Below are 23,265 nucleotides of genomic sequence, written 5' to 3' on the forward strand. Positions count from 1 at the left end.
TTTTTTGCAAGGAACTCGAAAGGAACTCCAGAAGTGGCAAACATCAAGTCTCAGAAGAAGCGTATCCGCACCAATGAGGCAGCTCGCATGCGTAACAAGGCTGTCAAGTCCGAGCTCAAGACGCTGACCAAGCACGTCCAGTCCGCCGTCGCCGAGGGCGACGCCGAGAAGGCCCAGGCTGCCCTCAAGACCGTCACCAAGCGTCTCGACATGGCTGCCGCCAAGCATGTCATCCACAAGAACCAGGCTTCCAACCGTAAGTCCGGTCTTGCCAAGCTCGTGAACAGCATCAACGCCTAAGTTGTAAATTTCACACCACACAGATTACGCGCATAAATGGAGCCTGTTTTATGGAACAGGCTCCATTTTTTGTACCGCTCGGGTAAGATAGTCCGCATGAATACTTCAATTGACATTTCCCACATCCGCAACTTCTCGATCGTTGCGCATATCGACCATGGCAAGTCCACGATCAGCGACCGCATCCTCGAGCTCACCCATACCGTCGACGAACGCGACATGGAGTCGCAGCTGCTCGACACCATGGATATCGAGCGCGAGCGCGGCATTACGATCAAGTCCAATGCCGTCCGCGTTTCCTATGACGCCGACGATGGTGAGACGTATCAGTTCAATCTGATCGATACGCCGGGCCACGTGGACTTTACCTATGAGGTCTCGCGCTCGCTGGCAGCCTGTGAGGGCGCGGTACTCGTTGTCGACGCCACGCAGGGCGTCGAGGCGCAGACCGTTTCTAACGCGACGCTCGCCATGAACGCCAATCTGGACATTGTGCCGGCCATCAACAAGATCGACCTGCCCTCGGCCCATCCCGATGAGGTTAAGACCGAGATCGAGGATGACCTGGCGATCCCTGCCGATGATGCTGTGTGCGTCTCGGGCAAGACCGGCGAGGGCATTCACGATCTGCTGGAGTCCATTGTCTTTTTGATTTCGCCGCCTAAGGGCGATGCAAACGCTCCGCTCAAAGCGCTCATTTTGGATTCGTACTTTGACGAGTATCGCGGTGTGGTGGCTACGGTGCGCGTCTTCGATGGTTCCATCAAAAAGGGCGATACCCTCCGCATGATGCAGGCAAAGGGCGACTTTTTGGTCGACGGCGTGGGCGTCAAGCGTCCTGCCGAGACCCCGGTCGACGCGCTGACGGTCGGCGAGGTCGGATATGTGGTCACGGGCTTGAAGGATCCCGAGGCCGTTCGCGTGGGCGATACCCTTACGTGGGCGTCGAACCCCTGTCCCGAGCCGCTTCCCGGTTATCGCGAGGCCAAGCCCATGGTCTATACGGGCCTGTTCCCGATCGACAACAAGGACTACGAGAACCTGCGTGACGCGCTCGATAAACTGCACGTCAACGACCCGTCGTTGGTGTGGGAGCCCGAGACCTCGGTGGCGCTCGGCTTTGGCTTCCGCGTGGGCTTCCTGGGCCTGCTGCACATGGAAGTCGTCAAGGAACGCCTGGAGCGCGAGTTCAACCTGGACCTCATTGCCACGAGTCCCTCGGTTGACTATCACGTCTACAAGACCGACGGCGAAATGATCGATGTCCGCAGTCCGCAGGACCTTCCCGAGGCCACACGCATCGATCGTATCGAGGAACCCTACCTCAAGGCAAAGATCATCTGCCCGCCTGAGTACACGGGTGCCGTCATGCAGCTCGCCATCGAGCACCGCGGCGTCACAACCGACATGATCCACCTGACGAGCAAATCGGTCGAGATGCGCTTCGATATGCCGCTCGCCGAGCTCATCTTGGACTTCTTCGATCAGCTCAAGAGCCGCACCAAGGGCTATGCCTCGCTCGACTACGAGTTCAACGAGTACCGTCCCTCCGAGCTCGTGAAGCTCGATATTTTGCTTTCGGGCGACGAGGTGGACGCGCTTTCGTTTATCGTCCATAAGGACAAGGCATATGGCCTGGCCCGTGGCCTGTGCGACAAGCTCAAGGAGATCATCCCGCGTCAGCTGTTCGAGGTGCCCATTCAGGGTGCTATCGGCAACAAGATCATCGCCCGTTCCACCGTCAAGGCGCGTCGCAAGGACGTTCTTGCTAAGTGCTACGGCGGCGATATCTCGCGTAAGCGCAAGCTGCTCGAGAAGCAGAAAGAGGGCAAGAAGCGTATGAAGGCCATCGGATCGGTCGAGGTCCCGCAGGAGGCGTTTATGGCGATCCTCAAGGTGGACGAGTAGGTCCATGGCGCTTTCTGAATACAGCAAGCGGCTGCTGGGTGCCTATGCCGAGCAGCCGTTCCTTATGGCTCCCATGGCGGGCGTGACCGACCCCGCCTACCGCATCATGTGTCGCCGCCGCGGTGCAAACCTTGCCTACAGCGAGATGGTGAGCGTGGCGGGTCTTGCCTATGCCAGCAACAAGACCTGGCGCCTGGTGCTACCGGCCGACGAGGAGCAGCAGATTTGCGTGCAGCTCTTTGGCTCCAAGCCCGAGCAGTTTGCGAGCGCCGTCGCCGCCGTCGAGGAGCGCGTTGGCGATCGCCTGTCGCTCATCGATATCAATATGGCATGCCCCGCCCGCAAGGTCGTTACCAAGGGCGAGGGTTCGGCGCTCATGCGCACGCCCGACCTGGCGGAGAAGATCGTCGAGGCCACGGTGGGCGCGGCGCACGTGCCCGTGACCGTCAAGATCCGCAAGGGCTTTTATGCCGAGGACCGCAATGCCGCGACATTTGCCCAGATGCTTGAGGGCGCAGGGGCTGCCGCAGTCGCCGTGCATGGTCGTTGCGCCACGCAGCTCTACACGGGCCAGGCCGACTGGTCGGTCGTCGATGAGGTTGCCGATTCTGTCGAGATTCCCGTGATTGGTTCGGGCGATGTGTTCTCGGCCGAGGACGCTGCTGAGCATCTGCACGGCTCGGGTGCCAGCGCGGTGTTTATCGCGCGCGGTATCTACGGTAATCCCTGGGTCTTTGGTGATGCTCGCGCCCTTGCGCTCGATGGCATACCGGTGCCGCCGCGCAGCTCCGTCGAGCGCTTGGACGCTCTGCGTGAGCACCTAACGCTGACGCATGAGCTCTTGCCGCTCATGTCGCGCGCCCGCACGTACGCAAGCTGGTACTTAAAAGGCATGCCCCATGCCGCCGCCTGGCGCGCTCAGGTGGTGCGTTGCTCTACGTACGAGGAGTTCATGTCGCTGGTCGATGATATCGAGCGCGATGTGGTGGCCTGCGAGGCCGCGCTTGCCGCCGGTGAGTCGGTGCCCGCTCATCCGCTGGAGGCTTAAGGGTGGCCGTTACCGCGCTGTACGTGCACGTGCCGTTTTGCGCTCATAAATGCCGCTATTGCGACTTTGACTCGCGCAGCTTTGCTCTGTGTGATTTGGATGCTGCGCTCGATTCCTATTTTGAGCAGCTGTATGCGCGCCTCGATTCCTTTGGCGACGCCGGGGCGCTTGCGCAGGTCCGCACGGTCTATATTGGCGGCGGCACGCCCTCACTGGCTGGGGAGCGCCTGGTGAAACTTGCCCGTCGTATCTCCATGTGGTGCAAGCCCGTTGAATTTACTTGCGAAGCCAATCCTGAGTCGCTGACCGCCGAGCTCGCCACCGCGCTTGCCGAGGCGGGTGTCACGCGCATCTCTCTGGGCGTGCAAACCCTCGACAATACCGAGCTGGCTGCTATTGGCCGCATTCACGATGCTAATCGGGCACTTGCGGCTATCGCGACGGTGAAGGACGCTGGCCTCGATGTTTCGTGCGACCTGATGTGCGGCCTTCCCGGGCAGACGGCCGCAAGCTGGCGGAGCACGCTCGATGGCGTGTTGGCGGCGGCGCCTCATCATGTGTCGGTCTACCCGCTCACGCTCGAGGAGGGCACGCCACTCTATCGCATGGCGTGCCGTGACGAGTCGCTCGAGCCCGACGAGGATTTTCAGGCTTCGTGCATGGACGCGGGGCGTGAGCGCCTGGGTGCGGCCGGCTATCATCCGTATGAGGTGGCGAGCTACGCGCTCGACGGCCATGAGTGCGCCCATAACATTGCCTACTGGACCGGACAGGGCTACCTGGGCCTGGGTCGTTCTGCCGCGGGCATGCTCGACGACGAGGATTTCGACCGTCTTGCAGGTTTGTTCCCCGGCGTGTCTTCTCGAGGCGATGCGTACCGCGTGCGTCTGGTGCAACGTGACGATGACGCGACGGCGTTCGAGGCCGAATATCTGTCGCAGCGCGAGGCTGTCGCCGAAGACTTGATGCTCGCTTGTCGCATGACGCGCGGTGTTGCGTCCGACCTGTTGGCTCGTGCAGCTTGCGTCATCCCAACGGGCGAGCTGGCAGCTGCCTGCGATCGTGCGCTCGAATTGGGTCTTGCCACTTGGGTGCCCGAGACGCTCGGGATTCATGAGGGACCCTTCACCTCGGCAGATGTCATCGCGGGCCATGTTCGAGCTCGTCTGGCGCCGACCCATCTGGGCTGGCTCGATGGAAATGTTCTGTTCGAGCTGTTTTGGGATCTAGCTTAGGCCGCTCGGGTAGAATTACCGGAATATATACGCTGCTGTGAGCAGGAGGTTGCCGCGCATGGCGACGATGAACGAAAAAGATTACTACGAGATTCTGGGTGTCTCCAAGGACGCCACCTCGCGTGATATTCAAAAGGCCTTCCAGCAAAAGGCCCGTAAGCTCCATCCGGACGTCAATAAAGAGCCTGATGCCGAGGAAAAGTTTAAAGAGGTTTCCGAGGCCTACGCCGTGCTTTCGGATGAGCAAAAACGTGCGCGCTACGACGCCATGCGTTCTGGCAATCCCTTTGCCGGTGCTCCTACGGCTTCGCCCTATGGTGGCGGCTACGCCGGCAGCACGGGCTATGGCAATCCCTTTGAGGGCGGCTTTCCCTTTGGTGGCGCCTGGGGCCAGCAGCGTCGCGGCCAGGCTGCCTACAATCCCGAGAACGGCGCCAACGTGGTCGTCGATATCAAACTCGACGCCAAGGAGGCCAAGGGCGGTGCCCGCAAGACCGTCCGCTACACGCGCTTCGATACCTGTAGCAACTGCGGCGGCTCGGGCTCCGTTTCGTTTGAGCATGCCCATACCTGCCCGAGCTGCGGTGGCCGCGGCCACATCGACGTCGACCTGTCCTTCCTGTTTGGTGCGGGCACGTTCCAGTCGGTCTGCCCCGAGTGCGGCGGTTCCGGTAAGGTCGTGGCCGACCCCTGCCCCGATTGCGGTGGCAGCGGGCGAACCCGTGTGACCTCCGAGCAGACGATTGAGTTTCCTGCCGGCACGCACGATGGCGACGAGGTCCGCATTAGCGGCATGGGCCATGCTGGCACTAACGGTGCCGCGGGCGGCGACCTGGTCGGCCGCGCCCATGTTGAGGCCGAGCGCTTGGAAGGCAAAGCTCGTACTGGCTTTTACCTGATGGGCATTGTGGCGCCGTTTTTGGTGCTGTCGGCCATCTCGGGCGTGTTCTCGGCCTTTGCCGTGATGTGCTTTATTCCGTTTACCATGGGCCTGTTCATGGTGCTTTCGGACGGTGTGCTTCATCGCAGCCTGCTGTGGTGGAAGCGCGGTGCGATGCAGTTTGCCAACGGTTTTGCCAACGGCTTCATGTTCGCGCTCGTGTCGGTTTGGTTCGCGAGCTGCTCGCAACGGGCCATGCTTTCGCCGTATCAAATGCAATAACATCAAACCCTTTGTTTGCGGTCGGCCCAGCTTGGGTATAGGACGCACTGTGACAATAATGAAAGTCGGAAGGATTCGGTCGTGTCGGAAAATAGGGATTACTACGAGGTGCTTGGCGTCGACAGGGATGCCGACGCGCGGACGATTAAGCGTGCGTTTTTAAAGAAGGCCCGTACCGTACACCCGGATGTTTCGGACGACCCCGAGGCCGAGGCCAAGTTCAAGGAGCTCAACGAAGCCTATTCCGTTCTTTCTGATGAACAGAAGCGAGCTAACTATGACCGTTACGGCACCGCCGACGGCCCTGGTGGCTCCGGCTATGTCGACATCAACGATATCTTTGGCGGCATGGGCATGGACGACCTGTTCTCGTCGTTCTTTGGCGGTGGTGCCGGTGGCGGTGCCCGTAGCCGTCGCGAGCGTCGTCGCGGTCGCGATATGGCCATCTCGCTTTCGGTGACGCTCGAAGAGGCGGCGCTCGGCTGCAAAAAGACGATCAGCTACGATCGCCTGGCTCCCTGTGACGACTGCAACGGCACCGGTAGGGCTGAGGGCGCGACCGAAAAGCAGTGCGGCCGCTGCCACGGCACGGGTTATGTCACCACGGTCCAGCGTTCGTTCCTGGGCCAGGTTCAGTCTTCCTCTCCCTGCCCCGACTGCCATGGTGAGGGCACGGTCATCGACCACCCCTGCGAGACCTGTGACGGTCAGGGTCGCACGCCTTCGCACGAAAAGATCGATATCGATATTCCCGCCGGCGTCGCGACCGGTCGCCAGCTGCGTGTGAGCGGTTTTGGCGAGGCCGGCCTTCGCGGCGAGCCCTCGGGCGATCTGATCGTCAATGTGCGCGTCGCTGACCATGAGCGCTTTAAGCGCAATGGCGACGACCTGTACCTGGTGAGTGATATCTCGATTGCACAGGCCGCACTTGGTTGCGAGATTGAGGTCGAGGGCATCATGCCCGATGAGGTCGTTAAGGTGACGGTCCCCGCCGGTACGCAATACGGTGACACCGTGAGCGTGAACAACTACGGCATGCCCCGCATTGGCGGTGGCGGCTCGCGCGGCCGCCTGATCGTGCAGCTGCGTGTGCTCGTCCCCACCAACCTCTCCAACAAGCAGCGTGAGTTGCTCCAGGCCTTTGCCGACGAGATGGGCGATGATGTCGCACCCGGCAAGAAGTCTGTGACTGACCGCATCAAGAGTGCCCTCGACGACATCCTCGATTAAGGAGCCCGTGTGCTCGCACCCCATATTTCTGTCGTCAACCTCGGCTGCCGTGTCAACCGGGTTGAGTCCGACCGTATCACTGCCGATCTTATGCGCCTGGGCTTTGCGATGGTGGAGCCCCAGGATGCCGAGCTGATCGTCATCAATACCTGCGCCGTTACGGGCGAGGCCGAGGCCAAGACCCGCAAGGCCGTCCGTCACGCGCTTGCCTATCCGGGTGAGCCCTACGTGGTCGTCACCGGCTGTGTGGTCAACCTGCACCCCGAGGAGCTGCTGGAGCTCTCGGACCGTGTGATCGCCGAGCCGTCCAAGATTGATGTCGCTGAGCGTGTCTGCGAGGTGCTGGGCGTCGAATCCGATAGCGTGCCCGCCTGCAGCGAAGGCGATGTGGTTGATGCACTCGGTCGCTCGCGCCTGGGCGTGAAGATCCAGGATGGCTGCAACCATCGCTGCACCTACTGCATCGTGTGGAAGGCCCGCGGCCCCGAGCGCTCCGTGCCCGTCGAGTCCGTGCTCGATCAGGTACGCGAGGCGCAGGAGGCCGGCGTGCCCGAAGTGGTGCTGACTGGCGTGAATCTGGGCGCCTATGACGGCAAGAGCGCGACCGACGAGCATGTCGAGATCGACGAGCTGCTCGAGGCAATCATGGAGCGCACCGAGATCGCCCATGTGCGCATCTCCTCGGTGGAGCCCATGGATATCTCTGAGCGCCTGCTTAAGGTTATGGCGCGCTATCCGCATCGTATTGCGCCGTTTTTGCACCTGCCCGTGCAGTCTGGTTGCACGGCGACCCTACATCGCATGGGTCGTCCCTATAGCGCCGAGGCCTTTGAGGACACGGTGCGCATGATTCGCGCCAATCTACCGCAGGTATCGCTTTCGTGCGACGTTATCGTTGGTTTTCCTGGCGAGACGGACGAGGAGTTCGAGGAGTCGCTGGCGCTGTGCCGTCGCGTGGGCTTCTCGCGCATGCACGTGTTCCGCTATAGCAAGCGCCCCGGCACCCTTGCCGCCGACATGCCCGACCAGGTGGCTCCCGAGGTCATGGCCGAGCGTAGCCGTCGTATGCGTGCCGCAGCACAGGAGCTCGCTATTGCCGATGCCCGTCGTCGCGTGGGCACCGTCGAGCGCGCCGTGCTTGAGTACGGTGACAACCTGACGCTCGGCTCGTTCCATCATGCCCGTCTTGATGATACCTGTGGACTCACAGCCCCGTGCCTGCTCGATGTTGCTATCATCGGAGTCGATGATTCCGGCTTGGTCCATGCACGCAGGGAGGTTCATGGAAACCTCGAAGATTAGACTTACCGTTCCCGAGGGGATTGACCCTTCGCGCGTTTTGGGTGCCGGCGACGGTGTCCTTCGCGCGCTGGAGAACTTAGTGCGCGCCCACGTGGTTGCCCGCGGCGATAACATTGCCGTGAGCGGCGATCCGGACGAAGTCGAGCTGGTGGCGCGTTTTTTCGAACATGCCTTTCGCGAGGCGGCTGCCGGCCGTACGCTTTCTGCCGACGATGTCTCGCGCTGCCTGGCCGTCCTGCGCGACGGCGAGCATGATGCCTCGTCGCTGCGCGATGACGTGCTGCTGTCGTATCGCGGTCGCGTCATCCGCCCCAAGACGCTCGGTCAAAAGCGCTATGTGGATGCCATCCGCTCTCATACCATCACGTTTGGCCTGGGTCCTGCCGGCACCGGTAAGACCTATCTGGCCATGGCGCTCGCCGTCGCCGCGCTCAAGCGCCACGAGGTGGGTCGCCTGGTCCTGACGCGCCCCGTTGTCGAGGCGGGGGAGAACCTGGGTTTTTTGCCCGGCACCCTCGAGGAAAAGATCGATCCCTACATGCGTCCGCTCTACGATGCCCTCTTTGACATGATGGATCGTGAGCGCACCGATGAGCTTATGGAGCGTGGCGTGATCGAGATCGCCCCGCTCGCCTATATGCGCGGTCGAACGCTGAGCGATGCCTTCGTGGTGCTCGACGAGGCGCAAAATACCACGCCCGAGCAGATGAAGATGTTCCTGACGCGTCTGGGCTTTAATTCCAAGTTCGTGATCACCGGCGACCTGAGCCAACGCGACCTGGTGGGTCGTCGCGGCGGTCTGGCCGATGTCGAGAGGATTTTGGGCAGCGTCGACGATGTGGCGTTTTCGCACCTGGAGCGCGCCGATGTGGTGCGCCATGCCCTGGTGGGCCGTATCGTTGAGGCCTATGATGCATACGACGATGCGCGCGAGCAGCGTGCACGCGACCGAAAGGAGTCCCGTTGAGTGTATTGATCAGCAACGATGCCGAGCTCGATACGCTGCTCGAAGCCCCCGAGGTGGAGCACATCTGCGAGGTTGTGCTTGCTGCCGAGGGCGTTGAGCGTGAGGTCGAGATCTCCCTTTCGTATGTCGATGAGGACGAGATGCATGAGCTCAACCACGAATGGCGCGGTATCGATCGTACGACCGACGTACTCTCGTTTGAGTGCGACTCGGCTTTTGACAAGGATATCCCTGCCGATGAGACGCTCGAGCTCGGCGATATTATCCTGGCCCCACAGGTCATTGCCCGCCAAGCCCCCGGTTTTGGCAACAGCCCCGCCGACGAGTGCCGCCTGATGCTCGTGCACGGCATGCTGCACCTGCTAGGCTACGATCATATCGAGGACGACGAGGCCGAGGTCATGGAGGCGCGCGAAGACGCCATCCTGCGCGATCTGGCGCTCGAGCGCGGCGAGGACCCTAAACTCGTTCACGTCGGTCCCGTCACCAACCATGCCCACGACTAGGAGCCGTTTATGATTCCCGGATCGAACAAGGACCATCCGTCCTTTTTAAAGTCGTTCTCCTATGCCATGGAGGGCTTCGTCACCGCCGTCAAGACCGAGCGCAACATTAAGGTCATGCTCGTGGCCGGTATGTGCACTGTCATTGCCGGCTGCATCGTGGGGCTCGACATTGCCGAGTGGGGTACGGTCATCATCTGCTGCGGCCTAGTGATTCACGGCGAGCTGTGCAACACCGCCATGGAGGCGATCGTCGACCTGGCAACCCAGGAGCTCCATCCGTTGGCCAAGCGTGCGAAGGATATCGCCGCCGCCTCTGTCTACGTTCTTTCCATTACCGCCGCAATCGTGGGTCTTTTGGTATTTGCCCACGCGCTCGGCTTTATTTAGAAAGGGATTCCCATGTCCGACAATATGCAGCCTGCCGATGAGATTCTGGACGACGAGTCCCTGGACGCGGTGGATGCCGAGGAGTTCAAGGAAGTCGAGGAGTTCGACCCGTTTGAGGGCATGAGTGATGAGGAGCTCGACGCCCTGTGCGACGAGGACGAGAGTCTCGCGGGCTTTGGCGACGTGGAACCCGGCTTCCGCAGCGGCTTTGTTGCACTGGTCGGTCGTCCCAACGCCGGCAAGTCCACGCTGCTCAACGCCTGCTACGGCAAGAAGGTCGCCATCACCTCTCCGGTGGCGCAGACGACTCGTCGCCGTATGCGTGCCGTGGTCAATCGCCCCGGCTACCAGCTGGTCTTCGTCGATACCCCGGGTATTCACAAGCCCAAGGACGGCCTGGGCTCCGAGCTTAACAAGAGCGCTCTGTTTGAGCTCAACGACGTGGACGTCGTCGCGTTTTTGATCGATGCCACCAAGCCCATCGGCAGGGGAGACGCCTGGGTCGCCGAGCGTGTTAAGAGCGCCCGCTGCAAGAAGGTCCTGGTGCTTACCAAGGCCGATGAGGCCGATCCCGCTCAGGTCATGGAGCAGCTTAAGGCCGCCCACGAGCTCATGGAATACGACGACGAGATCGTGACGTCGTCGGTCAAGAACTTTAACGTCGATGCGTTCATCGAGACTGTCGCGCACTATTTGCCCGAGGGCCCGCGCTGGTTCCCCGAGGACATGGGCACCGACGCGTCCGACGAGACGCTCGTTGCCGAGTTTGTGCGTGAGAAAGTCCTGCGCCGCACTCGCGACGAGATCCCGCACTCCGTGGGCGTCATCTGCGACGCGCTCGAGCAGACCAAGAAGGTCCTGCGCGTACACGCCACGATTTACGTGGAGCGCGAGGGCCAGAAGGGCATCATCATCGGCAAGGGTGGCGAGATGATCAAGCATATCGGCATCGACGCGCGTCGTGACCTTGAGCGTATCTTTGGCACCCAGGTCTTTTTGGAGCTGGACGTGAAGGTCAAGGCCGGCTGGCGCGACGACGAGGCGCAGATTCGCCGCTTCGGTTACAACGCGGAGGATTAGTCCACGTCAATGGCAGGCTCTCGCACATATCGCACGAAGGTGCTCATCCTCGACAAGACCAAGCTCAAGGAAACCGACCTGATCTTGACGATGCTCGACGAGCGGGGGCGGCAGGTGCGTGCCGTGGCAAAGGGAGCGCGTAAGCCCGGCGGTCGCCTGGCGGCGCGCTGCGAGCTGTTCTGCACCGTGGATATGCTGCTGGCGCATGGGCGCTCACTCGACGTGGTCTCTCAGGCGGAGCTTATGGAGGCACCGCTTGGTGCCGCCCCCGATTACGAGGCGACGTGTGCCGCAAGCGCGATTGCCGAGGTCGCTCGCGTGTGTTCGTTCGAGGACGCCGAGGACCCCTTTACCTTTGCCATTACGCAGCGGGCGCTCGCGCTTGTTGGCAGTGGACTCGATTCGGCACATATGGACCTGCTCGTGGCGGCGTTTGTCTTTAAGCTGCTATCGCATATTGGCTATCGGCCCGATTTCTCGGCTTGTGTCTCGTGCGGCGACCCCATGCTCTCGTATTTCTCGGCTCAGGCGGGCGGGCTTCTGTGCGGGTCGTGCGCCTCGAGCGTGCCTGGCGCCGAGTTGGTATCGGTCGGTGAGGTCGCATGGCTGCGCGCCCTGATGTCCATGACGTTCGATGCCCTTATGGTCGAGCAGATCGATCCGCATACCGCGGCGTTTTTGCTAGGGCTTTCGCATGTTTGGGCCGCCACGCATACCGATCAGCGGCTCCGTGCGATGGAATTCATGTTGGGTCGGTGAAGATGCGCAGGCGCGGGCTGCTTGTGGTAACATACCGACCTGTTGGTACCTCGACCTTGGATGCTCGCTCCACCGGCGGCTTCCCAGTCCGAGGCGAATAGAGTCGCCCGCGGGCGACGCGAAACGAAAGGTGAAACAATGACTGTTTCCAAAGAGCGCAAGGCGGAGCTGACCGCCCAGTTCGGTAACTCCCCGGTCGACACCGGTAACCCCAAGGTTCAGGTCGCCATCCTGTCCGAGCGCATCAAGGAGCTGACCGAGCACATGAAGTCCCACCAGAAGGACTTCCACACCCGTCGTGGCCTGCTCATGCTCGTCGGCCGTCGTCGTCGTCTTCTCTCCTACATCAAGAAGAACGACATCGTCGAGTACCGTGAGCTCATCAAGGCTCTGGGCATCCGCGACAACATCCAGTAAGGATTTGTACATGTCAAGAGCGTCCTGCGCAGCGGGGCGCTCTTTTTGTGTAAGGGCGTGAACAATCGCGCTCTACAGCGTGGCGGGGGCAGGGGGCCCGCGTCACATGAGAAGCCCGCAGGCAAGGGGCCTGTGGGGTAAAGGAGAACAATGACACTCGTATCCAAGACCTTTGAGCTGTACGGCAAGACCTACACCTTCGAGTCCGGCGAGCTTGCCAAGCAGGCTACCGGCGCTTGTCTGGTCAAGCAGGGCGACACCACGATGCTCGACACCGTGGTCGTCTCCAAGGAGCGCAAGAACTACGACTTCTTCCCGCTGACCGTCGACTTCAACGAGAAGATGTACGCTGCTGGTCGCATCCCGGGTGGCTACCTCAAGCGCGAGGGCCGTCCCAGCGAGAAGGCCACGCTCACGGCCCGCATGATCGACCGCCCGATCCGCCCGAGCTTCCCGGACGGCTTCCGCAACGAGGTGCACATCGTCGCCACCTCGCTCGTCGCCGACCAGGTCAACCCCTTCGACGTCATCAACGTCATGGGCGCCTCCCTGGCCATGACGCTCGGCGGCGTGCCCTTCGAGGGCCCGCTCGCCTGCGTGCGCATCGGCCGTAACGTGGAGACCGGTGAGTTTATCGTCAACCCCACTTATGAAGAGCGCGAGAACTCCGACCTGGACCTTGAGCTGGGCGGTTCCGCCGACTTCATCTCGATGGTCGAGGCCGGCGCCGAGGAGATCTCCGAGGACGACATGCTCGCCGCTATGAAGTTTGGCCAGGAGGCCCTCGCTGCCTTCTGCCAGGCTCAGGACGAGTTCGTCGCCGAGTGGGAGCAGGTCAATGGTGCCATCGTCAAGAAGGAGTACCCGCTCGACCAGCCCGTCGAGGAGGTCCAGGAGCGCATCTTCGCCCACTACGACGAGATGGCCGCTGCCCTGCGCGATGCCGACAAGCTTTCCCGCATCGGTAAGGTTGAGGCTCTGAAGGAGTCCATCCGTGCCGAGTTCACCGAGGAGGAGCAAGCCGCTTGGGAGCGCGAGATCCCCGTGGCGCTCAAGAAGCTCGAGAAGAAGGCCATGCGCACCATGGTCGTCGAGACCGGCGAGCGTGTTGACGGCCGTGCCGCCGACGAGATCCGTCCCATCATGGTGAAGGACAACTACCTGCCGCTCGTTCACGGCTCTGGCTTGTTCCAGCGCGGTCAGACCCAGGTGCTCTCCGTCCTTTCGCTCGGCATGCTCAACGAGGGCCAGCGTCTGGATACCATCGAGCCCACCGAGGGCAAGCGCTACATGCACCACTACAACTTCCCGCCGTTCTGCACCGGCGAGACCGGTCGCATGGGTAGCCCCAAGCGCCGCGAGATCGGTCACGGCAACCTGGCCGAGCGCGCCCTGCTCCCGGTGCTCCCCGACGAGAACGAGTTCCCCTACGCCATTCGCGTGGTCTCCGAGGTCATGGAGTCCAACGGCTCTTCTTCGATGGCTTCGACCTGCGGTTCCACGCTCGCCCTCATGGACGGTGGCGTGCCCATTAAGCGCCCGGTCTCCGGTATCGCCATGGGCCTGATCCAGGAGGAGGGCAAGACCGTGGTCCTGTCCGACATCCAGGGTCTCGAGGACTTCCTGGGCGATATGGACTTTAAGGTCACCGGCACCACCAAGGGCATCACCGCCCTGCAGATGGACAACAAGGCCACCGGCCTCACCTTCGACATCCTGGCCCGCGCCCTGCAGCAGGCCAAGGAGGGTCGCGCCTTCATCCTGCAGAAGATGCTCGATGTGATCCCCGAGCCGCGTCACACTACGCGCAGCACCGCTCCGCGCATCGTCTCCATTCAGGTTCCGACCGACAAGATCCGCGACGTCATCGGTTCCGGCGGCAAGGTCATCCGCGGCATCCAGGACGAGACCGGCGCTTCGGTCGACATCCAGGAGGACGGTACCGTCTTTGTCGGCGGCACCGGCGAGTCCGTCGATCAGGCCGTCGAGCGCATCAAGCTCATCATCAAGGTTCCCGAGCCGGGCGAGGAGTACACCGGTCGCGTTGTCTCCATTCAGCCGTTCGGCGCCTTCGTGAACCTGCTGCCCGGTAAGGACGGCCTGCTGCACATCTCCCGCGTTGCCAAGGGCCGCGTGGAGAAGGTTGAGGACGTCCTCAACGTGGGCGACGAGGTCAAGGTCGTCGTCATCGAGGTCGACGATCGCGGCAAGATCTCGCTCGATCGTCTCGACAAGCCCGAGGCCCCGGCTCGCGCCGAGGGTGCCTCCGAGGGCGACGGCGAGCACTTCCAGCGTCGTGAGCGTCCGCGTCGCGAGCGCTCCGAGCGCAGTGACCGTCCGCGCCGTCCCGGCGACAACGGAGGCCGCAAGCCCCGCCGTCACCATGACGCCGAGTAACAGCCGTACATAATAAGCTCAACAAGGGCGACTCCGGATAGGGGTCGCCCTTTTGCTTGCGCCCGGGAGTGCCGCATATGAAGTTTCCTGCTCTACAGTCCTGCGCAAGACGGAAAGCACATTAAGTGCTTTCCTTTGCGTGCGGAACTCGCGATAAACTTCATATGCGCCCCTCCCGGTCGCAAGCAAAAGGGCTGGTTAGTGCCGCTCGCTATTTAGTTAGACAGTCTATTCAGTAGTCAGATTTCAGATCTGTAGATAGCCGCATCAGCATCTTCCCAGATAAAACCGACCAAAACAAACCTGTCCCTTTTTGGCAGGTTTCCCGTGGGGCGGGCGCTGATGAAGTTTATCGCGAGTTCCGCACGAACAGGAGGCCACTTAATGTGGCCTCCGTCGTGAGCAGGACTGTAGAGCAGGAAACTTCATCAGCGCCCGCCCCACGGGAAACCGGCGGGATAGACCAGTTCAGATGGGGCTTTGATGCATGGGTGGTCTGTTGTTGTGCAAATGGGTATCATATTTTAGTTATTGCATCGACTCTGCGATGCATGTTTGTACGTTCCCGGCGGTCGGTTTGCCAGAAGCGCCCCGTCGGTTGTTCCAGACCCGTTTCGAAGAAAGGAAACCACACTAACCTATGGCAGCTAAAAAATCATCTCCCTTGAAGATCATCCCGCTCGGCGGCCTTGATGGCATCGGCAAGAACATGACGGTCTTCGAGTGCGGCGACGACATGGTGCTCGTCGACGCCGGCCTCATGTTCCCCGATGACTCCCAGCCAGGTATCGACCTGGTGCTTCCCGACTACACCTATGTTCTAGAGAACGAGGAGAAGCTCCGCGGCATCGTCGTTACCCACGGACACGAGGACCACACCGGTTCGCTTCCGTATCTGCTGCAGGACCTCAACAACAAGGTTCCTATCTTCTCGAGCAAGCTGACGCTTGGCTTTATCGAGGGCAAGCTCTCCGAGTTCCGCATCCGCGCGCCCAAGTTCCGTGAGGTCAAGGGCGGCAGCCACGTCAATCTGGGTGGCATCTCGCTCGACTTCTTCTCGATGACGCACTCCATCCCGGGCGCTCTGGGCGTGTTCATCCGCACCAACCAGGGCACCGTCATGCACACCGGCGACTTTAAGCTCGACCAGACGCCCATCGACGGCGTCACGCCTGACTATGCCGCCATCAGTCGCTTTGCCAAACAGGGCATCGACTTGCTGCTGTCCGACTCCACCAACGCCACGGTCCCCGGCTTTACCAAGTCCGAGGCCGAGGTTGGCCCCAACCTGCTGCATGCCATCAAGAATGCCCCGGGCCGCGTGTTCGTCGCGTCGTTCTCGAGCCACATCCATCGTCTGCAGCAGATCTGCGATGCCGCTCGCAAGTGCGGCCGCAAGGTCGTTGTGACCGGTCGCTCCATGCTCACCAACACTCGCGTGGCGCGCGAACTCGGCTATCTCAACATCGACGATGCCGATATCATCGACGCCTTCGATATCGATAACCTGCCCGACGACAAGATCGTCGTCATGTGCACCGGTTCGCAGGGCGAGCCGCTATCGGCGCTGTCTCGCATGGCCAACGGCGAGCACAAGACGCTTTCCATCCACGAGGGCGACACCGTCATCCTCTCGGCAACGCCGGTCCCTGGCAATGAGAAGGCTGTCCAGCAGGTCGTCAACAGCCTGGCTAAGCTTGGCTGCGATGTGTGGGATAAGAGCCGTGCCCTCGTCCATGTCTCGGGCCACGGCAGCCAGGAGGAGCTCAAGCTCCTGATGGCCATGGCCAAGCCCACGTACTTTATGCCGGTCCACGGCGAGGCCGTTCACCTGCGTGCGCATGCCCAGCTGGCGCGCAAGATGGGCCTCAAGGACGATCACATCTTTATCCTCGACAACGGTGACACGCTCGAGATGCGTGGTGGTATCGTCAAGCGCGGTACGCCCGTCGAGTCCGGCGTCGTCTATGTCGACGGCCTGCGCATCGGCGATACCGACCCCATCGTTCTGCGCGATCGCCAGAAGCTCGCCAACGACGGTATGGTCACGGCCGTCGCTATCGTTTCGCTTAAGCACAAGAAGATCGAGGCCATCGAGTTCTCGGGCCGCGGCGTTTCGTTTGCCATCGACGATCAGTTCTCCGAGGATGCCTCCGCGTCTATCATGAAGACGATCGAGAAGGGCAAGTTCAGCTTTACGAGCAGCGGCTCCGATGCCATTCGCAAGGCCGTGCGCGACTCGCTCTCCAACTTTATCTGGAGCCGTACGCGCACCCGTCCGATGATCATCCCGGTCGTCATGGAGGTTTAGTTTGGCGCGCGGATCTGCACAAAACGCCAAAGGCAATAAAGCCAACAACCAACCGGCATCTGCTAAGGGTGCCGGTTCCCATCTTCGTGCCAATAAGGGCCACGAGGCCGAGTTCGACGATTTTGAGCCTCTGGTCGAGCCTTCGGCCAACCGCGATATCGCCGGTGTGGTCATCGCCGTCTTGGCGATTGCGTCCTTCATTGCCGTGATTTCGCCGGCGACCGCACCTGTTACGGCTGCGGTTGCCGGTTTCTACCACCTGGGCTTTGGTCTGGGTGCCTACGTTTTGCCGATCGTTATCCTGCTGTTTGCCGCCACGCTCTTTTTGGGCGATGATTCGCCGCTCAACGTGCGTTCTGTTGCGGGCGGCGCGGTGGTCTTTGTCGCCGTCGTCTCTATCTTGTCGCTTATGGTGCCGGGCACCAGTGACTCGTGCGACCTTATGTTCACGCCGCAAAACCTGTCCGCCTCGGGTGGGTACATCGGTGCATTCATTGCGAGCGCGTTGCAAAATGCCCTGGGTAAGCCCATCGCGATGGTTGTCCTGTTGGGTCTGGCCGTTGTGGGCTTTGTCATCATCGGCTTTTCGGTGGGCGGCGTTTTGCGCTCTGCCCGCGACCGTGCGGCCGATTTTGCCGAGCGCCGTCGTGCCGACGTCAACGCGAGCCCCTGGGGTGACGATGAGGCCCTTTCGGTCCCCGGTATCGCCCGCCCTCACTTGAGCATTCTGCGTCAAAAGGGGTCCGATGCTGCCGTGACTACGGTTATGGGCGGCGAGGTCGATCCGATTCTGGACGATGAGGACGAGGATGAGGACCCGTTTGTCGACGTGTCCGATGCCGTAGAGACCGAGCGCGCCAAGACGACGCTGCTGCCGCGCTGCCACGCCAAGAAGGGCAAGGCCGCGCCCAAGCTCAATACAAGTGAACCCGATCCGTCGTGGTCCGAGAGCGAGATTGAGCTTACCGAGGGCGATGACGAGGACGATGAGACTCCGATCGAGAGCGCCAAGACGACCTTGCTGCCGCGCCGTCATACCAAGCGCGGTCAGGTGACCGGTCAGCTTTCGATGGAAGATGATCCGGCCAAGATTGATGAGTCCGAGCCTCCGTTCGCCGTGAACCCTGTTTCGGCCGCTCCGCAGATTCCCGACTTCCTGAAGCATCCTAAGGTCGCCGATGCGTCTGCCGCGAGCGTCGCCGAGACGACTGCTGCTTGCGATGGGGGAGCGAATGACGCTTCCGCAGATAACGAGGGCGAAGAAGAAGACGGCCTCAAGCTGCCGCCGCTCGAGATTCTCCATGCCAACCCGCAGTCCGCTTCTGCTGCGTCTTCGGACAAGGAGCTGGAGCAGACCGCTGAGTCGTTGCAGTCGACCCTGCTTGAGTTTGGCCGCAGCGCCCGCGTCGTCGGCTGGATTGCCGGCCCTACGGTGACGACCTTTAAGCTGCAGCCTGGCGAGGGCGAGCGCGTGAGCAAGATTTCGAGCCTCGAGGACGATATCGCGCTGTCACTTGCCGCCCAGTCGGTGCGTATCTTTGCGCCGATTCCCGGCACCTCGCTTGTGGGTATCGAGATCCCCAATCGCAAGCGCCAAAACGTCAACCTGGGTGACGTGCTGCCCTACGTGAAGGGCGGCCCACTCGAGCTTGCCATCGGACGCGATGCCGAGGGTACGCCGGTCGTCGCCGATCTTGCCAAGATGCCCCACCTGCTGATCGCCGGTACCACGGGTTCCGGTAAGTCGGTGATGATCAACTCCATCATCACGACCCTGCTTATGCGCGCGCTTCCCGAGGATGTTCGCCTGATCATGGTCGATCCCAAGCGCGTCGAACTCGCTGGCTATAACGGCCTGCCGCATCTCTACGTGCCCGTGGTGACCGAGCCCAAGCAGGCTGCGAGTGCCCTGCAGTGGGCCGTGTCCGAGATGGAGCGTCGCCTGAAGGTCTTCGAGCGCCTCAATGTTCGCAAGATCTCGACTTATAACGAAAAGCAGGCTGCAGGCGAGTTCGAGCACTACGACAATCCGCCGCAGAAGATGCCCTACCTGGTCATCATCATCGACGAGCTCTCGGACCTGATGATGGTTGCCGGCAAGGACGTCGAGGCCTCGATCGTGCGCATCGCCCAGCTGGGCCGTGCTGCCGGTATCCACCTTATCGTGGCTACGCAGCGACCGAGCTCTAACGTGGTGACGGGCCTTATCAAGGCAAACATCACCAACCGTATTGCCTTTAACGTTGCTACGGGCATCGACTCTCGCGTCATCATCGACCAGATGGGCGCCGAAAAGCTCACCGGCTTGGGTGACATGCTGTTTTCCAAGGTCGACTGGGGCAAGCCTCGTCGTATTCAGGGCTGTTTCGTCTCGGATGACGAGATCAACGAGATCGTCGAGTTCGTCAAGTCCCAAAGCGAGCCCGATTACCACGAGGAGATTCTTTCGGCCGTGGCTCCCGCCTCCATGTCCATGGCGGGTGGTGGAGGCATCGTGCGCACCGGCGTTGCCGAGCCGCAAGACGATGATCCGCTCATCTGGGAAGCCGCCCATATTGTGGTGGAATCGCAGCTGGGCTCCACATCTGGCCTGCAACGCCGCCTAAAGGTTGGCTATGCGCGCGCCGGGCGTATTATGGACATGCTGGAAGAAAAGGGTGTCGTCGGACCGCCTGATGGATCCAAGCCGCGCGAGGTCCTGCTGGACGAGGAAGGCCTTGCCGCACTGGAGTCTGTCGACGCCGAGATGGCACGTGAAGATCGTGAGTTTGGAGGATTCTGATGGCTGCACGCTTTGGTGACATGCTGCTCGAACAGCGTCGCCGAATGGGCCTTTCCATTCAGCAGGTCGCCAACACCATCAAAATCAGGCCGCAGATCATCGAGTTTTTCGAGAATGGCAATTTTGCTTCGATGCCCCCGCGCGGCTATGCGCAGGGCATGATTTCGAGCTATGCACGCTTTTTGGGCCTCAATCCGCGCGAGGTCGTCAACGCCTATTTTGACGACCTGATGGCGTATGAGCGTGAGACGTCGCAGCAGGGTGGGCGTTTTCAGGACGCCGCCGGCTACGTCAACTCGCGTTCCTCGGTTGACAACGGGCGCTTTCTGATGGTTCAGGGCGGACGCTCAACGCGTTATGGCCAACGACCTCAGCAGGCCGGCTATATTACCGAGACGGGTTCGGGCGAGGAGATTCGCTCTCAACGTGACCGGTTCCGTAGCACGCCGATGCCCGAAGACCGTGCGCTTCCGGCTGCCCGTGGAATCGCACGAGATCCTCGTGCCGGCTACGGCGATGGCGGATATTCCGAACGCGGGTACCGTGGCGTTTCTGCCGGTCGCCCGCGCGGCGGCTATTCAGATGCCGATACCACGCAGGTAACGCCGCGTCTCCGCTCGCAGTCGCAGCCCTATGGGCAGCGCTCATCCGCTCCTCGTTCGGGTCAGCGCGGTTATCAGGGCCGTGGCGAGCTCGCTCCGCGCTCGGGGCAACGTAGCCTTCAGGGGCAGGGAAGCTATCGTGGTCGTTCCGACAACAGCCGCGGTCGAATTCCCCAAAACAGCGGTCGCGGCAGTTCCAATCGTGGGCGCGGCGGCTCGCGCGCCCCTCAGAATAACGGACTTGATCCGCGTATCGTTTACGCCGGTATCGGTGCCGTCGTCCTGCTGCTGATTGTGCTCATCGTGGTGCTTCTGCGCGGCTGCGGTTCTGCAGCGCCCGAGTCGACGCCCGAGACGCCTGCGGCAACTAAGACAACGACTAAGAAGTCTTCCAAGAAGACCGAGACCGTCGATGCGGATGAAGATACCGATGAGGCGACGGACGAGTCGACCGATTCGGATGCCACGAAGACGACGGCCAAGAAGGAAGAAAACGAGGTCACGAAGGTCAAGGTCTCCGTTGCCAAGGGTAAGACCGCTTGGATTGAGGTCAAGGTCGATGGCAAGTCGGTCTATGGCGCTCAGGCGACCGGTCCCTTTGAGCAGGAGTACACGCCCGAGTCCTCGATTGAGATCACCACATCCAAGCCTTCCGACGTCACCGTTACCAAGAACGGCGAAAAGGTCCGTTACGACACCAAGACGTCGGGCGTGGCGCGCGTGACCATTACCGTTCCCAAGAAGGAGACGACTGACTCCGAGAATGGCGAAAGTACTGATGGTGCCGATTCCACCGATGGTACCGACAGCACCGACGGCACCGATGCCCAGTCCACTGATGGCACCGATACCGCTGCCGATGGTCAAGCGGCAACCGATTCTACCGACTATTCGTACGACAGCTACTAAGCCGCTCGTAATCGAAAGGATGAACTATGGCTAAAGATTCCAGCTTCGACGTTGTGTCCGAGGTCAACATGCAGGAGGTCGACAACGCCTTCCAGCAGACCACGCGCGAGATTTCCCAGCGCTATGACCTTAAGGATTCCGGTGCCACGATCGAGCTCTCGAAGGGCGATAAGCTCTTTACAATCAATGCCCCGGCCGACTTTGTCTCCAAGCAGATCATCGACGTGCTGAGCTCCAAGCTCATCAAGCGCGGCATCGATCTTAAGGCTGTTTCCTGGGATGCCCCGCAGGCTGCCTCCGGCGGCACTGTCCGCGTGCTCGGCCACATCGTCGAGGGCATCGACCAGGCGACCGCCAAGAAGATCAACAAGGACATTAAGGATCAAAAGCTTAAGGTTAAGGTGACGATTGAGGCCGATAAACTTCGCGTTTCCTCTGCTTCGAAGGATGCGCTGCAGACTGTGATTCAGTTCCTGCGCGACCAGGACTACGGCCAGCCGCTGCAGTTCACCAACTACCGCTAATTCATTCGAAAGGACCGCTCTCCAACATGGATACACCGTTGGGCTCCGTGCTCTACATCACCCTCGGGTGCGCCAAGAACGAGGTCGATACCGACCGCATGCGTTCGCTGCTGACCGCTGCGGGTTACGAGGAGGCATTTGACCCGCAGGATGCCGATATCGCCATCGTCAATACGTGCTCGTTCCTTGCCTCCGCAACGTCCGAGAGCATCGAGACCACGCTCGAGCTTGCCAACGAGGTGCAGGACGGCGTCCGTTCCTGCCCCATCGTCATGTGCGGCTGCGTGCCGTCGCGTTACGGCGACGACCTGCCCGACGAGCTGCCCGAGGTCGCGGCTTTTGTGAAGGCCGACGAGGAAGACGGCATCGTGGCGGTCATCGACGGCGTGTTGGGCGTCGAGCGCGAGATTGCTGCCTATATTCCGCAGGTCAAGCGTACCGTCGAGGGTGCCGTTGCCTACGTCAAGATTTCCGATGGCTGCAACCGCTTCTGCAGCTTCTGTATGATTCCCTACATCCGCGGCCGTTATCATTCGCGCAATGCCGAGAGCATTATCTCCGAGGTACGTGATCTGGTCGCCGGCGGCGTGCGCGAGATCGTGCTGATCGGTCAGGATACGGGCATCTGGGGTACCGACTTTGCCGACGAGGACGTCACCGAGGGTTCGCCGCGCAACCTGGCGCAGCTGCTGCAGGCTGTTGCCAAGGCGGTGCGTCCGAATAACGTTTGGGTCCGCGTGCTCTACCTGCAGCCCGAGGGCATGACCGACGAGCTTATCGAGACTATCCGCGATACGCCGGAGGTGCTGCTCTATATCGATATCCCCGTGCAGCACTGCGATGCGCGCATCCTCAAGGCCATGCGCCGCTCCGGCTCGCGCCAGGAGCTCGAGGGTCTGTTCCGTGACCTGCGCGAGCGCATCCCCGGTATCGTTATCCGTTCCACGGCCATGGTCGGTTTCCCGACCGAGACCGACGATGAGTTCCGCGACCTCATCGACTTTATGGACACCGTGGGCTTCGACTACACGAGCGTCTTTGCCTACTCGCAGGAGGAGGGCAGCCTGGCCGCCAAGATGGAAGGTCAGGTCGACGAAGAGGTTAAGCTCGAGCGCGCCCAAGAGGCCATGGACCTGGCCGAGTCGCTTGGCTTTGCCGCGACCGCCGCGCACGTGGGGGAGCGCGCCCAGGTAATCGTCGACGGCATCGAGGAGACCGAGGACGGAGCCGAGCTGATCGGTCACGCCTGGTTCCAGGCGCCCGATTCCGATGGCGCGGTGCATCTGGACGCCAGCGAGGCGTCCGTGGGCGATATTCTGACGGTCGAGTTTACCGATAGCTTCTGCTACGAGCTTATCGGTCATGTTGTGGAGTAGGAGAGCGTCGTGGCTAACGAGAGCAATAAGGAACTGACGAGTGTTTGGACGCCCGCCAACATC

At 61.4% G+C, this 23,265-nt stretch carries 19 protein-coding genes; all 19 read left to right on the top strand.

Annotated elements, in window-relative coordinates:
* Positions 1-33: 33 nt before the first annotated feature.
* Entirely contained in the window at positions 34-300 is a 267-nt protein-coding gene (rpsT, locus tag AB5Z14_RS05445; RefSeq protein ID WP_022094714.1) for a 30S ribosomal protein S20, read from the top strand.
* A gap of 96 nt (positions 301-396) precedes the next feature.
* Positions 397-2,208, top strand: a complete 1,812-nt coding sequence (gene lepA / locus AB5Z14_RS05450; RefSeq protein WP_117635255.1) for a translation elongation factor 4 — start codon at positions 397-399, stop codon at positions 2,206-2,208.
* Positions 2,209-2,212: 4 nt separating this feature from the next.
* Positions 2,213-3,256: a tRNA dihydrouridine synthase DusB gene (gene dusB / locus AB5Z14_RS05455; protein ID WP_368130610.1), complete on the top strand. Its 1,044-nt coding sequence runs from the start codon at positions 2,213-2,215 to the stop codon at positions 3,254-3,256.
* Positions 3,257-3,258: 2 nt separating this feature from the next.
* Complete coding sequence (gene hemW / locus AB5Z14_RS05460) at positions 3,259-4,491, top strand: radical SAM family heme chaperone HemW (RefSeq protein ID WP_368130611.1); 1,233 nt, start codon at positions 3,259-3,261, stop codon at positions 4,489-4,491.
* Positions 4,492-4,549: 58 nt separating this feature from the next.
* A complete protein-coding gene (locus AB5Z14_RS05465; RefSeq protein WP_368130612.1) occupies positions 4,550-5,653 on the top strand; it encodes a DnaJ domain-containing protein in 1,104 nt (367 codons plus the stop codon).
* Positions 5,654-5,734: 81 nt separating this feature from the next.
* Positions 5,735-6,883 carry a molecular chaperone DnaJ gene (gene dnaJ, locus AB5Z14_RS05470; protein ID WP_368130613.1) on the top strand — a complete coding sequence of 383 codons (1,149 nt, stop codon included), beginning with the start codon at positions 5,735-5,737 and terminating at the stop codon, positions 6,881-6,883.
* A 9-nt stretch (positions 6,884-6,892) separates the two neighbouring features.
* Positions 6,893-8,185: a MiaB/RimO family radical SAM methylthiotransferase gene (locus AB5Z14_RS05475; protein ID WP_368130615.1), complete on the top strand. Its 1,293-nt coding sequence runs from the start codon at positions 6,893-6,895 to the stop codon at positions 8,183-8,185.
* Entirely contained in the window at positions 8,166-9,152 is a 987-nt protein-coding gene (locus tag AB5Z14_RS05480) for a PhoH family protein (protein WP_368130616.1), read from the top strand. The genes AB5Z14_RS05475 and AB5Z14_RS05480 overlap by 20 nt, the downstream gene beginning before the upstream one ends.
* Positions 9,149-9,658 carry an rRNA maturation RNase YbeY gene (ybeY, locus tag AB5Z14_RS05485; RefSeq protein ID WP_368130618.1) on the top strand — a complete coding sequence of 170 codons (510 nt, stop codon included), beginning with the start codon at positions 9,149-9,151 and terminating at the stop codon, positions 9,656-9,658. The genes AB5Z14_RS05480 and ybeY overlap by 4 nt, the downstream gene beginning before the upstream one ends.
* A gap of 9 nt (positions 9,659-9,667) precedes the next feature.
* Entirely contained in the window at positions 9,668-10,045 is a 378-nt protein-coding gene (locus AB5Z14_RS05490) for a diacylglycerol kinase family protein (protein WP_368130620.1), read from the top strand.
* Positions 10,046-10,057: 12 nt separating this feature from the next.
* Entirely contained in the window at positions 10,058-11,125 is a 1,068-nt protein-coding gene (era, locus tag AB5Z14_RS05495; RefSeq protein ID WP_368130621.1) for a GTPase Era, read from the top strand.
* A gap of 9 nt (positions 11,126-11,134) precedes the next feature.
* Positions 11,135-11,884 carry a DNA repair protein RecO gene (recO, locus tag AB5Z14_RS05500; RefSeq protein WP_368130622.1) on the top strand — a complete coding sequence of 250 codons (750 nt, stop codon included), beginning with the start codon at positions 11,135-11,137 and terminating at the stop codon, positions 11,882-11,884.
* A gap of 138 nt (positions 11,885-12,022) precedes the next feature.
* Positions 12,023-12,301 carry a 30S ribosomal protein S15 gene (gene rpsO / locus AB5Z14_RS05505; RefSeq protein ID WP_006235963.1) on the top strand — a complete coding sequence of 93 codons (279 nt, stop codon included), beginning with the start codon at positions 12,023-12,025 and terminating at the stop codon, positions 12,299-12,301.
* Positions 12,302-12,451: 150 nt separating this feature from the next.
* Positions 12,452-14,698, top strand: a complete 2,247-nt coding sequence (locus AB5Z14_RS05510; protein ID WP_368130623.1) for a polyribonucleotide nucleotidyltransferase — start codon at positions 12,452-12,454, stop codon at positions 14,696-14,698.
* Between the two features lie 640 nt (positions 14,699-15,338).
* Positions 15,339-17,009, top strand: a complete 1,671-nt coding sequence (locus AB5Z14_RS05515) for a ribonuclease J (RefSeq protein ID WP_368130624.1) — start codon at positions 15,339-15,341, stop codon at positions 17,007-17,009.
* A gap of 1 nt (position 17,010) precedes the next feature.
* Positions 17,011-19,791, top strand: a complete 2,781-nt coding sequence (locus tag AB5Z14_RS05520) for an FtsK/SpoIIIE family DNA translocase (protein WP_368130625.1) — start codon at positions 17,011-17,013, stop codon at positions 19,789-19,791.
* On the top strand, positions 19,791-21,302 hold the full coding sequence (locus tag AB5Z14_RS05525; protein ID WP_368130627.1) for a RodZ domain-containing protein: 1,512 nt from the start codon (positions 19,791-19,793) through the stop codon (positions 21,300-21,302). Before AB5Z14_RS05520 ends, AB5Z14_RS05525 begins: the two co-directional genes overlap by 1 nt.
* Positions 21,303-21,328: 26 nt before the next feature.
* Positions 21,329-21,826 (top strand): YajQ family cyclic di-GMP-binding protein, encoded by a 498-nt coding sequence (locus tag AB5Z14_RS05530; protein ID WP_022094699.1) that lies wholly within the window; start codon positions 21,329-21,331, stop codon positions 21,824-21,826.
* A 26-nt stretch (positions 21,827-21,852) separates the two neighbouring features.
* Positions 21,853-23,202, top strand: coding sequence for a 30S ribosomal protein S12 methylthiotransferase RimO (gene rimO / locus AB5Z14_RS05535; protein WP_368130628.1), 1,350 nt, complete (start codon positions 21,853-21,855; stop codon positions 23,200-23,202).
* Positions 23,203-23,265 lie beyond the last annotated feature (63 nt).

It is taken from the genome of Collinsella aerofaciens (assembly GCF_040910265.1).
Lineage (GTDB): Bacteria > Actinomycetota > Coriobacteriia > Coriobacteriales > Coriobacteriaceae > Collinsella > Collinsella aerofaciens_BK.